We start from the raw sequence: 15,751 nt of genomic DNA on the forward strand, positions 1-15,751 counted from the left end.
ACTTTGTGGCTGCGGATGTAATGAATGCCTGAATTCAAACTAAATATATTGTTAATTGACGATGACGAACTGCTTTTAAGGGCGCTTTCGAGAACGTTAAGTAGAATGTATAGGCAGGCTAATGTTGTGTGTTTACAGTACCCAGAAGAATTTATAAACTGTATCGAAAATAATGGTATGCCCGACGTTATTTTTTGCGATTCAATGATGCCGGTTGTCTCTGGTACAGACCTACTGAATCGGGCAAAAGAAGTATGTCCAGCAGCCATCAGATGTTTATTAACGGGAGACTTGAAAGATAACTACCAGTGGCAAATTAATAACACTATCCATTTTCATTTGGTGAAACCGTTTATTCCAGCTCATTTAATTGAAGTGATAGAGAGTACTCAGCTGTTAGCTGATTTGCCTATCAGCATGTCAATGAAGTCGGTATTAGGGCAACTTAATGAGCTCCCGTATTTAAGTACAGTCACGCAAAACTTGCTACGCGAAATGGACAAGGGCCAGCCAGACATGAAAGTGTTAATTGAGCAGATAGGCCATGACCCACTAATAATGGGGAAAATACTGCAAATCGCCAATTCAGCATATATGGGCTTTGCGCATCATACTAACGACTTTAAACAAGCTTTAATCCGTTTAGGTCAGGAAAGGTTAAAAGCGATAGTGGTCTGCTGTGCTTTGACTCAGCAGTTATTGAATCAAGTAAAGCAAGATGAGCTGAATAAGATTATTAAGGAGGCCTTTAGTCGTGCAACTATGGCCCAGTCTCTAGCTCAAATATGGGGAAAAGACACTCAGGCTCAGCGAATGTCTTTTGCTTCAGGCTTACTCAGTGGCGTGGGGGAGTTGACATATAGTTGTTATGTTCAATCAGGTAAAGACAATACCCGAGTATCAAAAAGTGCACTAACTGCTTATTTATTGGCACTTTGGGGTTTTGAGCATGATATTGTCAGAGCGCAACTAATAGATGAATTACCATTAGGCGATGGGACCAGCCCAACGCTAATTCATAAAGTTGTTGCACATGTGTACCACAATGATGAATTTGATTTGGAACCAGTTGATTATGAGTTACTAGAGGGATTGAATTTACTACAGGCGACTCAAGACTGGTTTTTTGAATGGCAAAAAACTCAGAAGGGTAATATATGAAAGGGGTTATCTTTAGAGGGCTAGAATCTTTAGTTATTGAAAAGTGTGGAATGGCTGCGTGGGAAGCCCTACTGGAAAAGAACGCACCTGATGATAGGGTATATATATCTGCTCAAAGTTACCCTGATGAGGAGTTATTCGGGCTGGCGCAAGATGTTGCAGTGGCATTGCAACTCCCAATGACGGATGTGTTACGGGCGTTTGGTGAATACTTATTTGGCTATTTATTGCAGCGCCACCCCACAATCGTTGATGAGTTTGACGGATTTGTGTCGTTAATTATGGGAATAGACTCAGTGATCCATGTAGAAGTTGCAAAGTTATATCAAGAACCAAACTTACCAAAAATAAGATGTGAAGTGATAGAAGAAGGGTTCATCTTGATGCACTATTATTCGAGCCGTAAACTTTGCTTGTGTGCAGAAGGACTTATTTATGGCGCAGCTGCGCACTATAATATGAATGTGACGTTAGATCATGTGGAGTGTATGCATAAAGGGGCTGATGAGTGTGCAATTGAAGTAAGATTTATTAAGGTGGCTGCATGAGTGAAGTAGGCCATAACTACGAAAAAGCGTATTTAAGGGAAAAGGCCGCAAGAGATGAACTTGAGCGCTTACTTGAAGATAAAACAAGAGCGTTGTTTAATGCAAACCAAGCACTAGAAGAAAAGATTGAGTTATTGCAAAACCAGCAAGCAGTCTTAATGCAAACAGAAAAGATGGCGACCCTTGGTACTTTGTCTGCAGGCGTGGCGCATGAAATTAATAACCCACTAGCTTATGTTACCAGTAATTTAGAAAGCATTGGCTATTTAAAACCGACTTTAGTTTCGCTATTACAATTAGCACAAAAACTGATGTCACAATCTGTACCAGAGCAAGAGGTCATTGAGACCATAACTCAATTAGATAATGGGCTTAGCTTAGAGTTTATTTTAGAAGACTTAGACGAGTTATTAGATGATACCCATGAAGGACTTAAAAGAATAAGTGCGATTGTGACTAATTTACTGAGTTTTGCACGGCCAAAAAACAATTTAATGGCGATGTCAGATGTGACGGAGTCTCTGGATGGTGCGATAAAGCTATTAACGAATCAGTTAAAAAATAGCAAGGTAGAGTGTATTAAAGAAGAGTTGCCGCTTACTTACTGTAACTTATCTGCGATTAATCAGGTGTTTGTAAACCTATTACTCAATGCAAAGTATGCGTGTGACTTAATGACAGAGCAGTATCCACATCTAGTAGTCAAGCTCTCTGCAGACCCTGAATACATATACATTGAAATAAAAGACAATGGCGAAGGAATGAGTGATGAAACAATAGATCGAATCTTTGAACCTTTTTATACGACTAAGCCGGTTGGTAAAGGGACTGGGATGGGGATGGCAATCGTCTATAGTATAGTGAAAGAACATAGAGGAGATATTTATATAGAAAGTACGTTACGAAAAGGGTCACTGATCAGATGTCGCCTCCCTATTGTGAAAGAGCCTAATCCTAACTTTGAGTAAAGTAAACGTGATTAGTAGTGAACGGTATTACACCTCATTTTGATTTAATCACCACATCATGCACCTTATAACTTCTTACTTTGGCTTAATAATTACTTCGCGAATTCAATACTAAATTTTTTCATCCATAAAACAGGCGAGACGTTCTCGTTCTGGCTCGAATAGTTTCCCCCATTATTCTGCCTAGAGGCTAAGCGAAGTTGGCAATTTTGCTTGTTTCTCGGTATTAAAATACTGAATAAAGAATATTTTATTTCAAAATCACCAAGTTATAACTCTAATTATCACAGGCTAATTACCTGTTTATTGGTACTTGATCAAGTTTCTGGTAAATATTATAGGTATTTTAATAACTTAAGGGTATAAGTTATAACGTTTGGTTATTTCTGTTCTTATTTCTCATTCATTAGTTAATTTAATCCGAAAGTGTCTTTATTAGTAATGAATTCAATATATCACCTTCCAAGTTAATGTTTTTAATAATTTAATTAATAAATATTAGTAAACTTAAAGATGAGTCAAATTCATACCAGTAATGACTATCTACGACTGAATATTACTCATCCGATAACTGTAAAAATACGAAATTATCATTACTTAGTGGTATTTTGTTGATTAAAAAGTGAACTGTGACATGTTGACGGGTTGGAGCTATGTGTTACTTTTAATGTTAATTTGTTAAACAAAAGTTACATGTAAAGGTTGGAGAAATCATGAGAACTCAAAAAATGTTCAAGTCGGCACTGAAGTACAGTGCCATTTCATTAGGGTTATTTACAGGCTTAAGCAATGCGTCAAATTTACCTTATGACTGTACTGGCGTACCTGTGTGGAAGGAAAATACCGCTTACGTTAAGGGCGAGGTTGTACAAAGAGCCGATTCAGCTTATGAATCACAGTGGTGGAATAAAGTTGACCCTGTAACCCATTCAAAACCTTGGCAGGAATGGATTAAATTGGGTGTTTGTGACAGCGCTGTCACAAACACTCCACCAGTTGTTGCTGGGTTGACGCCCGCGTCAGGTACTGAATTTAACGTTAATGACAGCGTTGCCATTAGTGTTAATGCGACAGATGCAGATGGTACTGTTGCTAAAGTCGATTTTTATGTTGATGACGTTCTCATTGCCACCGATACACAAGCATCAGCAGATATGTTTGATGGAACGTGGGCTGCGCAAGAGGGGTCACATGTTATTTCAGTGAAAGCCACGGATGACAAAGGTGCGGTGTCAACGATGTTGAGCAATCAAGTGATTGTTAAGCAAGTGGTTGATCCTGTTAATAAAGCACCTGTAGCAGCGTTAGAGTTAGTTAGTCTACCCGGTGAATTGGTGGTCGGTTCAAGCGTTGAGTTTAACTTGTCTGGTAGTGATAGTGATGGGCAAGTAACAGCGCTAAGCTTTGCTGTGGATGGTGTTGAAGTTGCATCAAGCAATGGATCTGCAACTACGCATACATGGCAAGCTGCTCAATTAGGCTCTGTAACATTTACGTTAACGGTAACCGATGATAAGGGCGCTACTGGGGAGATAAGTAAAACGCTAACCGTGATAGATGCGGGTCAAGGCAACAACCGCGATGCCTGTCAACCAGCGGGTCTTTATCAAACGCCAGGTGTGAACACGCCTTACTGTACAATTTATGATGAAAACGGCCGTGAGGTTATGGGAGCTGATCATCCTCGCAGGGTGATAGGTTACTTCACTAGTTGGAGAAATGGTGCTAACGGTCAGCCTAGCTACCTAGTCAATGATATTCCTTGGGATAAAATTACACATATTAACTATGCTTTTGCCCATGTTGATGCAGCAAACAAAGTATCAATTGGTGATCCAAACGCACCAGGCAACCCTGCAACCAATATGGAATGGCCTGGTGTCGCTGGTGCGGAACTGGATCCAAGCTTGCCGTACAAAGGTCACTTTAACCTATTAAACAAATACAAAAAACAGCACCCTGATGTGAAAACATTGATCTCTGTTGGTGGATGGGCTGAAACAGGTGGTTTCTTTGGTGGTGATGGTAAGCGAGTTAAAAGTGGTGGCTTCTACACGATGACGACCAATGCTGATGGTTCTGTCAATCACGCTGGTATTGAAGCATTTGCACAAAGCTCTGTTGATTTTATTAAAAAATATGGATTTGACGGCGTTGATGTTGATTATGAATATCCATCATCAATGAAAGACTCGGGGCACCCTGATGACTTCCCTATCTCAAATGCTCGCCGCGCTGGTTTGAACGCATCATATCAAGTATTGATGAAGCGTTTACGTGAAGTACTCGATAAAGCGGGTGAGGCTGACGGTAAGCATTATATGTTAACAATTGCATCCCCATCATCAGGTTATTTACTGCGCGGTATGGAGACTTTCCAAGTAACGAAGTACCTAGATTACGTGAATATTATGTCATATGACTTGCATGGTGCTTGGAACTCTCATGTTGGTCACAACGCCGCGTTGTTTGATACGGGATTAGATTCAGAATTAAAACAATGGAATGTATACGGGACCAAAGAGTTTGAAGGTATTGGCTATCTTAATACGGATTGGGCGGTACGTTATTTCAGAGGTGCAATATCAGCAGGACGCATAAATATAGGGCTTCCATACTACACACGTGGTTTCCAAAATGTACAAGGTGGCACAAATGGTTTATGGGGCCAAGCAGCGCTCGCAAACCAAGCTGATTGTGCACCTGGTACGGGCGTAGGTGAGAAGAACAAATGCGGTGATGGCGCTGTCGGTATTGATAACTTATGGCATGACAAAAATGATAATGGTTATGAAGTACCTGCGGGTTCAAACCCTCTATGGCATGCCAAAAACTTAGAGAATGGGATCACGCCAAGCTATTTAGGTATTTATGGTTTAACACCGGACACGGACCCAACAGACGTACTCACGGGTACCTACACTCGTCATTATGACTCTGTCGCCGTTGCACCATGGCTTTGGAATGCACAAAAGAATGTATTCATCTCTATTGAAGATGAAGAGTCTATGGGCACGAAGGTTGATTATGTCATCAATAATGGCCTTGGTGGGATCATGTTCTGGGAACTTGCTGGTGACTATGATTACGATGCTGCGAAAGGTGAGTACTTCATGGGTTCAAGCATGACCTCATTGGCTTATAACAAGTTCAATCAAAGCGGTGTTGCATACGACGTTCATAATGGTGACCCTACATTTGCGGTACCTGCAGAGTCTGTTGATGTCACATTTACAGCAAAAGACTTCCCTACAGGCGATGATAATTACCCAATAGCGCCAACATTTGTATTTACCAATAACTCAGGTATTGATTTAAGCGGTGCGAAGATTTCGTTCGATGTGCCGGTATCAACCTCTGCTATTTTCAAATCTAATTGGAATGCCCAAGAAAAGCTGAAAATGGCAGTTGACGTTAATGGATCAAATACGGCTGGCAACAATATTGGCGGATTCGAAAATGAGTTCCATCGTTTCTCAATCACATTAGTAAATGAATGGGGCAGTGTGCCTAAGTCGTTTGCACCAGGTGAAAGCGTAAATGCACAGGTCATGTATTACAACCCAATCACAGGCCCAGCTAATTTTGTAGCAGAAAAGGACGGAAAGCGTTATGCATTTAAGTTCGAATACCCGAAGCTTCCAGCTGCAAAACCAGGTAATGGCAACGGTGGCCCAGTAACGAGCTGTGAAGGTGTGCCAATTGCTGATATTTCAGTGTACCCGGCATTTCCGCAGTCCACACACGCAGCTGCAGGAGATTTGATAATCCAAGGCACAAAGGTTTATAAGGCTAAGTGGTGGTCAAATAAAGCACCTGAATCAAGCGGTGATTATACAAAAGTCTGTAATTTATAAGCTTCAACTATTATAGGGCAGCCTAGCTGCCCTATAAAAAGGAATGATTATGAACAAGCAAGATAAAAGAGTATCACAAGCGGGTATAGGCCTCGGTGCAATTGCGCTGAGCGTGCTAAGCCAAACGGTTATGGCACATGGTTTTATGGAATTCCCCAAAGCAAGGCAAGCTATTTGTCAGGCCCAAGGAGGCTATTGGTGGCCTGATGATGGTTCAAACATTCCAAACTTGGCGTGTCGAGCAGCATTTTTAGAGTCTGGACATGTGCAGTTTATTCAGGAGCATGAATTTGCTGCGAATACACCCGATTATAACAACCAAGCCGCGGTAGAAAAGAACATTCCAAATGGCACTTTATGCGCTGCAGGTTCTCATGAAAAGCGTGGTATGAATCTACCATCTGAGCATTGGCAAAGAACAGAAGTCACGCCCAATGCACAAAATGAGTTGGCCATAAGATTTAGAGCAACAACACCTCACAACCCGAGTTTTTGGAAATTTTATATAAGTAAGCCAACGTTTAACCCTAGTGTAGATACATTGGGTTGGCAGGATGTTGAGTTAGTGACAGAAGTTGGCAATGTTGACTTTGTTAAAGACCCTGATGGTAAACGCTTTTATGAAATGAAAGTGTCAATTCCGCAAGACCGCGTTGGTGATGCAATTTTATATACTCGCTGGCAACGCAATGATGTTGTGGGTGAAGGGTTTTATAACTGTAGTGATGTAACGATTGTACGCGATTCAGGTCCTGTTACGTGGACAAGTGCTGGGTATTTCGTTAAGCAAGGTCAAAATGCCAAAGCAACAGACACAGTTTGGGCGCGTGTTTTCGATGGTACAGGCAAGGAGATTGTGAGTAAGTCGATAAAAATCACGCCGCAAAATGAGGCTTCATGGCAGCAGTTGTTAGCGGATGAACTAAATTTAGACCATGCCAATACAGTTCAAGTAGGTGTTCGTCAAGCCAATGGAAATATTGTGTTTGACGGGCAAAATGTGTTGTCAAATGAGGTGTTTGTTAGCAATGCTAATTATACTTATAACCTCTCGATTCAAGTTCAAGCACCAAATACAGCCCCTAAAATTCATAAACCAGACCCTTTTATACTAGACGAAAGCACAACGGCTAAATTGCATGTACATGCTTTTGACGACGAACAACAAGCTTTAATTTACCAATGGCAAGTTCCAAGTCCACTCACATTTACCGGCACTGGTGCCACGATTGATGTGACTGCGCCAGTCGTTGACGGTGATACGAGCTATTCAATTACGGTAACTGTATCAGATGGTGAATTGAGCACGTCTGCAGTTGTGCCGGTCACAGTTAAAAGCACAGGTATACCACAGTTGCCGGCTTGGAGTGCGAGTAAGACTTATGTTGCCGGTGACAAAGTGGCTCATGAGAATATCAATTATCAGGCTAAATGGTGGAATGTAGGTGAGGAGCCCGGTACCGCGCAAGTTTGGAAGAAATTATAGTATATGCAAATAATTGCCAGTAAAAACAAGTACTTAATTCGGTTTAATTTAGTAGTACAACAACAATCATCCACCCTATTGGTTGGATACAACATGTAAAGAAGGTTGAAAAGTAATGAAACTAAAGCAACTAACGGCCCTAATTGGTCTCGCGTTGGCTTCAGGTGCAGTAATGGCAGCGCCATCTACACCAAGCCTGGATTGGAAACCACAGCAGTATTCATTCGTTGAGGTTAACCTCGATGGCAATGGGTCATATAAGGATATTGTTACGGCGAAAGACGTTGTCACTGTTGAACTCAAATGGAATGCTTGGAGTGGCGCAGGGGGTGATGGCTATAAAGTTTACTTTGACGACATGCTAGTCAATGAAGGTACGCTTCCAGCTGGGACTAAAAGTGGAGTGGTGACTTTCCCTTATTCGAAGTCAGGTCGCCACAACGTTTACTTGGAACTATGTGAAGGCACAACGTGTGCGAGAAGTGCTGGCAAGCCGATAGTGATTGCCGATACAGACGGCGGCCATTTAGCGCCATTACCTATGAATGTAGATCCTAACAATAAAAACTATGGTACTAAACCAGGAATGGTAACCGGTACTTATTTTGTTGAATGGGGAATTTATGGACGTGACTTTGATGTTACACAAGTGCCAGCGCAAAACTTATCACACATTCTTTATGGCTTTATTCCGATCTGTGGTGCAAATGAATCATTAAAAGAAATAGAAAATGGCAATAGCTGGCGTGCATTACAAAAAGCATGTGGCGGCTCAGCTGATTATGAAGTGGTTATTCATGACCCGTGGGCAGCAGTGCAAAAAGCGTTACCAGGTGTTGACTCAAAAGACCCAATTCGTGGTACCTATTCACAGTTAATGGCCCTCAAACAGCGTTACCCTGATTTGAAGATACTGCCGTCTGTAGGTGGTTGGACGCTATCAGACCCATTTCATGGTTTTACAGAAAAAGCCAATCGTGACACGTTCGTTGCATCGATGAAAAAGTTCTTAAAAACGTGGAAATTCTATGATGGTGTAGACATTGACTGGGAATTCCCTGGTGGCGGTGGCCCAAATGGTAACCTTGGTGATCCGGTCAAAGATGGTCCTGCTTATGTTGCTTTGATGCAAGAGTTACGTGCGATGTTGGATGGATTAGAAGCTGAAACAGGACGCACGTATGAGTTAACATCGGCAATTGGTGCTGGTTATGACAAAATTGAAGACGTAGATTATCAAGCCGCTTCGCAGTACATGGATTATATCTTTGCGATGACGTATGACTTTTACGGTGGTTGGAATAATGTAACAGGTCATCAAACGGCGTTATATTGTGGTTCTCATTTAAGTACTGACGAATGTAACGGCACAGGTCTTGATGATAACGGCGAGCCGCGCAAAGGGCCAGCCTATACTACGGATAATGCGATTCAGCTATTACTACAACAAGGCGTTAATTCTAAGAAAATCGTCGTTGGTGCGGCAATGTATGGTCGTGGTTGGGAAGGGGTATTTGATGCCAATACGACTATTTCAGGTAACCCAATGACAGCACCGGGTAACGGTAAGTTTACAGGTTCAAAAGCGCAAGGCGTTTGGGAAGCTGGCATCATGGATTATAAAGGCGTTGTCGCTAACCTAATTGGTGCAAGTGGCACAGGTATTAACGGCTATGAAGTAGGTTATGACGAGCAAGCTGAGGGTGGATATGCATGGAATAGAAGCAGCGGTAAGTTGTTGACATTTGATACACCTCGCTCAGTGAAAGCCAAAGGGGCTTATGTTAATACGCATAACTTAGGTGGTTTGTTCTCTTGGGAAATTGATGCGGACAATGGCGATATTCTTAATGCAATGCATGATGGTTTAGCTGGTGGTGTTCCCACCAATCGTTTACCAGTAGTCACTGTGGATAGTCAGGTAACCATCGAAGCAGGTGCCTCTGCAGTGGTGAGTGCAAGCGCAACAGATGCAGATCGCGACCCACTGAGCTACAGCTGGGCTGGTGATGCGGCTTTAGTACTAACCAATGCGAATTCAGCGTCAGTATCTGTGGCTGTGCCAGCAGTTACAGTTGATACGCAATATGCACTTTCAGTAACCGTATCTGATGGTAAAGGCCAAGTAACTCGCAATGTTGTGGTAACAGCCAAAGTTGCTGGTTCAAATACTGCGCCTGTTTTAGCACCTATTGCTAATGTAACGCTTGAAGAGTTGGCAAGTGTGTCTGTCGCCGCTTCTGCTTCTGATGCAGATAACGATGCATTAACCTATAACTGGACGGTACCTGCAGGATTAACAGTGTCGGGTACAGGTGCAAATGTTACATTGTCTGCAGGTGAAGTAACTACTGATAAAACGTATCAAGTGTCAGTATCTGTATCAGATGGTCAAGCATCTGCATCACAAACATTTGATGTGACTGTGACTGACAAAGCGGCAGGCGGTGATACATGGCAAGCTGATAAAGTATATGTTGGCGGTGACACATGTGTTTATGGTGGGGTGACTTACCAAGCTAAATGGTGGACACGCGGTGAAGAGCCGGGTAAAGCACAAGTGTGGAAAGCACTATAACTGGCACATGAGATTTGATATCAATAGGATTTGATTGACCCAAGGACGGGCCAAGTCGAGTGTAGAGTAACAGTTACATATTAATTGATTAAAGGCGCCTTTGGCGCCTTTGTTTTTATTGGCTTAGTAATCCATAATGACTATGTATTTACTTTATTTTTAGGTTGTTAGTTCTGAAACTATTTACTTTTTGTGCTCTTTTCTTGAGTTTTTACGGCTGGGGCAATACACAATGCACGACGACGTATAAGGTTGGGGTGGGAACACTTTGGCCGCCCTATGTCATGTATGATGAGATGAATTACTCTGGATTAGATGTTGAGATATCAAAAGCAGTATTTTTACACGCCGGGTTTTGTATTGAATTTGTCAAACTCCCTTCTTCGGCGCGTGGTATTGCAGAATTGCAAAAAGGTGAAATCGATGTTTTACCTTCTGCGAGTTACAATAAAGAGCGTGCTGAAATTGCCCATTTTAGTAAAGGCTATCGCCGAGAGAGAATGCGGCTATTTACGCATCAGGTTACTGCGCCGATTACTAACCTTACAGAGTTATTCGCTGCAAAATATACCTTTACTGCGAACCCTGGGGCATACTACGGCGAAGAGCTCGCTCAAATATTGACAATAAAATGGTATAAACAACGGTTTTTTGAAGTGGCGAGTGTGACCCAGCGTATGGAACTAGTAAAACGTGGACGCGTAGACTTCTTGATTGAAGATGAAATCAGTGGTTTATACTTTAAGCGCTTACTAGGCTATAAAGATATCGTGCTACATGACTATGTGGTAAATGACAACGCAATACATTTTATGCTGAACAGACAGAGTTTTGATTATGACAAAGTACGCAAAATTAATACTGCCATTAAATCGTTAAACGCTGAACTACGCCGTATTGAAGCAAAGTATACTGATTGGATAAAAGGTGAGCCTTAGCCCGATTAATACGAGCCCCCATAAAGTAATTATTTATTAAAGGGTTACCACCATAAAAAAGCCTGTTGACGAGTAAGCTATTTCATTGTTTTTTATCCAAGTCGGGTGATCGTCAGGTCAATACTCCCGCTATTTTGCTGATAGTCTTTATTTATATCATTAGCAAACGGAGTAAATTCACCAGAGTGGTTAATTCTGACTTCGCACGTATTGGTGATTAAAAATGCAGTATCATCATTGTGCTCTATACAGCCTATGAGTGCGAACCATTGTGCATTTGTGGCGCGCTTATATGGTAAAAATAACTCTATAGCATGGCGTTTTACACCTATCGTTTGCTTTGCTCTATTCCACCCTTTAATGTTTGTTGGATGACCATTATCATACCAAATGGCCTCTTCTTGTGTGCTAAACCTGTATGTTGCTCCTTTTTCCAACATGACACCTGTCGTGTTGTATTTTTGTGAAGCGAATACTTTGACAGTGACTTTTTCACCTGTTTGTAAAATAGTGATGTGTTGATTGGTAAGTGCTAAATGAGGGGGGAGACCAACGCAGGTCAGATGGTTATTGTTATTGTCTTCGATGATATGAGTTACTGACTTTAATGATTCAGGGCGGTAGCTGCTTAATGAGTTGATCCGTTGCGCAACACTGTGGTGAATAATCGGTGGGCGCTGACTAACTTGATCGTATTCCAATACGGTACATTGGCGATTGATAACCTTAAAACTGCTATTGAGCCAAAAATAGTCATGTTGATAGCTACGTGCTAATACGTCTGGGCATAACGTGACATCCTCTTCACAAATTAATGGCGTACTTTCATAGGGGAGTAACGCCTGAAAGTTAATATGCTCTTTATTATATATTTTTAACCCGATATCAAGGTTGATTAGCCATTCTATTGCATAACGCAAAGTAATGTCTGATAATCCGCTGCGATAAAACCCACCTCCAATATCTGAATGACAACCGGCAAACCAGACTTCTTTGATATGTTGAGCGTAGTTAAATAAGGTTGGCTCAAATGCCCGTCGCTTATCATCTAAACTAACGCAATGAAGAGCTTGTGCCACATTACTAGCCGCATTATGGTCTTCAAAAATAACGTGCTCTGTGCCACAGGTAGCTTTGGTTATTTTACTAAAACCGATGGACGCGATGGTATCAAAGACACATAAATAGACATCTTGCGAAATATAGCGCTCTAAACATTTCGCGAATCGCCGTGCTAATGCGGCTCCGCGGCTAAATCCTATTAAAAGTATTTTATCACCAGGCTGAAAGTGATAATTAAAATCACTGATGGCTTTGGTTAAAATGGTTGCGACTTCTTTATCATTCGGCGCGAGTATCTGATTGAGCAGCTTTTTTACCTCACCGCCTTGGTCGCCAATACCGCAATAGTAAAAGCACTGTTGTTGCTCCGTAACGGGTGGTGCATGGCTATGTAATTTACCTCCGAGCATAAGGTGGAGTTTAAGTACATTGGTAATCCCCATATCTTCTTTAAAGTGCTCGCTACTGTATTGGCGGGAATCACGAGGCTCACTTGATGTGCCGTCAAAATTAAAAATTAACGTTTTGGACGCGGTATTATTAGACATTATGAACCTCTGAGTTGGTTTCAAATCGAGTTCAACTTATAAAAAGCTGACTGCTACATAAAACTTTTACGACATCATCAGATAGTGCACATTAGAGTGCAAAAATGTGATATTTTTAAGTCACTTTATTGAATATATTGAGACCACTTTTATGGTGCATGAGCAGCAACTGCTTCAAAGCTTATCGCAACATTTTGGATTTGCCACTTTTCGAACTGGGCAGCAACAAACAATTACCCAATTACTCGCAGAAAAATCGTCTTTAGCCATATTCCCGACGGGCTCAGGTAAGTCTCTTTGCTATCAATTAACTGCACTACACTTACCAAATCTTACATTAGTGGTATCCCCTTTATTGGCATTAATGCAAGACCAAATAGACTTTTTACAACGAAAGGGCATAGCAGCGGCCAGCTTAGACTCGACTCAGTCAAAATTGCAAAGCCAAGCAGTTATGCAAGGCATAAGAAAAGGCGAGATCAAAATCTTAATGGTGTCAGTTGAGCGGTTCAAAAATGAACGCTTTCGAGAATTTATAAAGCAAGTTCCAGTGTCGATGATGGTGGTAGACGAAGCGCACTGTATTTCAGAGTGGGGCCATAATTTTCGACCCGATTACTTAAAGTTACCAGACTATCGACGCGCATTAAATATTCCGCTTGTTTTACTTTTAACGGCAACAGCGACCAAAAAAGTAAAAAATGATATGGCGGAAAAGTTCCATATAGAGCCAGCACACATTGTTCAAACCGGCTTTTATCGTTCGAATTTAGATATTAATGTACTTGCGCAAACTGAAGACGAAAAAATACCTTACTTGGTGCGTTCAATAAAAGAACAGTCTGGAGCTGGGATTGTGTACGTCACATTGCAGCAACAAGCCGAACACGTCGCAAAGCAGCTGCAAGCCGCAGGGATCAAAGCGGCTGCCTATCATGCAGGGTTAGGTGATGAAACAAGGCAGAATGTGCAAAAAGCGTTTATGCAAAATCAGCAGCAAGTTGTTGTCGCCACCATTGCTTTTGGCATGGGCGTAGATAAGTCTGATATTCGGTTTGTCATTCATTTTGATTTACCTAAGTCAATTGAAAACTATAGCCAAGAAATAGGGCGAGCAGGCAGAGATGGCGCGCCATCACGATGCACTGTTTTAGCTAACCTTGATGGTATCGCCACTGTTGAAAATTTTGTTTACGGCGATACGCCTGAGCTGTCTGGAGTACAAACGGTTATTGATACTATTAGTGCAGAGCAACAAAATGGCCGTTGGGATATGCAAGAGTTGGCATTATCGAAGACCAGTAATATCCGTGTATTGGCGTTAAAAACGTTATTAGTGCAATTAGAAATGCAAGGCGTACTGACTGCTCAATATGCCTATTATGCTGATTTCCGTATTAAGTTATTGCATAGCGAGCAGAAGATTTATGCAAAGTTTAACCCTGAGCGGCAACAGTTTTTACAACAAGTGTTTGCAGCTATACAATTTAAGAAAGTATGGGGAACAGTCGATATTTCTGCATTAGTTGCACAGGGCGTTAATAGAGAAAGAGTGGTTTCTGCGCTTGATTATTTACATGAACAAGGTCTGGTTGAGCTAGAAAGTAAACGTGTGATGCAGGTTTATGACGTCAATATGGCATTGCTTGAGCAGTCAGCTCTGGTTGAGCAACTCTATGGCTATTTTAAGTCAAAAGAGCAAAGTGAGCTAAGGCGTATCGGCGCGATGATCCGGTTTTTTGAGTTAGACCGTTGCTTAAGTGCTAACTTGGCAAAGTACTTTGATGATACGAATGTACCAGAGGCGTGTGGTCATTGCAGTGTCTGTCATGGCGCAGTTGCAACCTTAGTTGAAAGCACTAAACGTACATTGCCTACGGATGATCATATACGCACAGTTGTATTTGGTTTACAAAAGCATTTGCAAAATGGCGCACAGTCGGTCAGCTCTGATACCATACTGCGGTTTTTAACGGGCGTGACTACCCCTTTATTCACCAAGTATAAATTGAAGCAGCTGCCTGGTTTTGCATGTTGTGAAGGGCATCGGTACACTGTGGTCACCGATAAAATTCGTCAGCTTGGGCTTGCAAGCTAATAATAAACAGGGATAAATCAGGCTTTATTCAGCTGACGCTGGGTAATATGCCTCGTTACTCAATGTACTTATGATATGGAGCACTATGAAACTTTTGACTTTTTCTTTTTGGCTGACGTTAATATTTGCTGCAGGTAACGTCGTTGCTGAAAACGATGTATACAATTTTGATACAATACAAACGTTAATGCCCGCTAATACGTTTGAAAATGATGCCCGAGTATATCCCAAACCAAGCGATTTTAGCATTATTCGAGCAATGCCTATGAGCACTCAGGCTGGTGATAGAGCGGCTTTAATAGTGATCAAGAATATGGCATCAGGACAGAGAATTTTTGATACCAAACATATTGTGGCAATTATCGCTGATGGCACACGGGTATTTGGTAATTTACCTGACACTAGAATAAAGTTAGCGGGTCATGAGCAAACAACGATTAAACTCGAGTTTGGCACGTTTGATTATCCGATTGTCAGTTTGTATACCTCAGAAAGTGAATGATAACA

Annotated in this window: 10 protein-coding genes; 9 read left to right on the top strand and 1 reads right to left on the bottom strand. The window is 41.6% G+C overall.

Annotated features, from left to right (window positions below; translation table 11 throughout):
• The first annotated feature begins 24 nt into the window (after window positions 1–24).
• The 7 genes from PCIT_RS18670 (at window position 25) to PCIT_RS18700 (ending at window position 11,536) form a co-directional block, all read left to right on the top strand.
• The gene (locus tag PCIT_RS18670) at window positions 25–1,161 is read left to right on the top strand and encodes an HDOD domain-containing protein (protein WP_010367333.1); all 1,137 of its coding nucleotides are present in this window, start codon (window positions 25–27) and stop codon (window positions 1,159–1,161) included.
• Entirely contained in the window at window positions 1,158–1,709 is a 552-nt protein-coding gene (locus PCIT_RS18675) for a heme NO-binding domain-containing protein (RefSeq protein WP_010367334.1), read from the top strand. The genes PCIT_RS18670 and PCIT_RS18675 overlap by 4 nt, the downstream gene beginning before the upstream one ends.
• The gene (locus PCIT_RS18680) at window positions 1,706–2,677 is read left to right on the top strand and encodes a sensor histidine kinase (protein WP_010367336.1); all 972 of its coding nucleotides are present in this window, start codon (window positions 1,706–1,708) and stop codon (window positions 2,675–2,677) included. Before PCIT_RS18675 ends, PCIT_RS18680 begins: the two co-directional genes overlap by 4 nt.
• Window positions 2,678–3,390: 713 nt before the next feature.
• Entirely contained in the window at window positions 3,391–6,534 is a 3,144-nt protein-coding gene (locus tag PCIT_RS18685; protein ID WP_010367337.1) for a glycosyl hydrolase family 18 protein, read from the top strand.
• Between the two features lie 49 nt (window positions 6,535–6,583).
• Complete coding sequence (locus PCIT_RS18690; protein ID WP_010367339.1) at window positions 6,584–8,020, top strand: lytic polysaccharide monooxygenase; 1,437 nt, start codon at window positions 6,584–6,586, stop codon at window positions 8,018–8,020.
• A 115-nt stretch (window positions 8,021–8,135) separates the two neighbouring features.
• Complete coding sequence (locus PCIT_RS18695) at window positions 8,136–10,598, top strand: glycosyl hydrolase family 18 protein (protein WP_010367347.1); 2,463 nt, start codon at window positions 8,136–8,138, stop codon at window positions 10,596–10,598.
• Window positions 10,599–10,855: 257 nt separating this feature from the next.
• The gene (locus PCIT_RS18700) at window positions 10,856–11,536 is read left to right on the top strand and encodes a substrate-binding periplasmic protein (protein ID WP_238348042.1); all 681 of its coding nucleotides are present in this window, start codon (window positions 10,856–10,858) and stop codon (window positions 11,534–11,536) included.
• 92 nt (window positions 11,537–11,628) lie between these two features.
• Here the strand turns inward: PCIT_RS18700 and PCIT_RS18705 are convergent, their stop codons facing one another.
• Window positions 11,629–13,146 carry a phospholipase effector Tle1 domain-containing protein gene (locus tag PCIT_RS18705; protein WP_010367351.1) on the bottom strand — a complete coding sequence of 506 codons (1,518 nt, stop codon included), beginning with the start codon at window positions 13,144–13,146 and terminating at the stop codon, window positions 11,629–11,631.
• Window positions 13,147–13,297: 151 nt separating this feature from the next.
• Here PCIT_RS18705 and PCIT_RS18710 point away from each other — a divergent pair, with 151 nt between their 5' ends.
• Window positions 13,298–15,244 (top strand): RecQ family ATP-dependent DNA helicase, encoded by a 1,947-nt coding sequence (locus tag PCIT_RS18710; protein WP_040697237.1) that lies wholly within the window; start codon window positions 13,298–13,300, stop codon window positions 15,242–15,244.
• 85 nt (window positions 15,245–15,329) lie between these two features.
• On the top strand, window positions 15,330–15,746 hold the full coding sequence (locus tag PCIT_RS18715; RefSeq protein WP_010367356.1) for a hypothetical protein: 417 nt from the start codon (window positions 15,330–15,332) through the stop codon (window positions 15,744–15,746).
• The last annotated feature ends 5 nt before the right edge of the window (window positions 15,747–15,751 follow it).

The sequence above is a fragment of the Pseudoalteromonas citrea genome, from assembly GCF_000238375.3.
In the GTDB taxonomy this organism is placed as follows: Bacteria; Pseudomonadota; Gammaproteobacteria; order Enterobacterales; family Alteromonadaceae; genus Pseudoalteromonas; species Pseudoalteromonas citrea.

Bases quoted from the DNA above. Each gene is read 5' to 3' on its own strand.
- PCIT_RS18670 (WP_010367333.1), top strand. From the start codon at position 25: ATGCCTGAATTCAAACTAAATATATTGTTAATTGACGATGACGAACTG.
- PCIT_RS18675 (WP_010367334.1), top strand. From the start codon at position 1,158: ATGAAAGGGGTTATCTTTAGAGGGCTAGAATCTTTAGTTATTGAAAAG.
- PCIT_RS18680 (WP_010367336.1), top strand. From the start codon at position 1,706: ATGAGTGAAGTAGGCCATAACTACGAAAAAGCGTATTTAAGGGAAAAG.
- PCIT_RS18685 (WP_010367337.1), top strand. From the start codon at position 3,391: ATGAGAACTCAAAAAATGTTCAAGTCGGCACTGAAGTACAGTGCCATT.
- PCIT_RS18690 (WP_010367339.1), top strand. From the start codon at position 6,584: ATGAACAAGCAAGATAAAAGAGTATCACAAGCGGGTATAGGCCTCGGT.
- PCIT_RS18695 (WP_010367347.1), top strand. From the start codon at position 8,136: ATGAAACTAAAGCAACTAACGGCCCTAATTGGTCTCGCGTTGGCTTCA.
- PCIT_RS18705 (WP_010367351.1), bottom strand. From the start codon at position 13,146: ATGTCTAATAATACCGCGTCCAAAACGTTAATTTTTAATTTTGACGGC.
- PCIT_RS18710 (WP_040697237.1), top strand. From the start codon at position 13,298: ATGGTGCATGAGCAGCAACTGCTTCAAAGCTTATCGCAACATTTTGGA.
- PCIT_RS18715 (WP_010367356.1), top strand. From the start codon at position 15,330: ATGAAACTTTTGACTTTTTCTTTTTGGCTGACGTTAATATTTGCTGCA.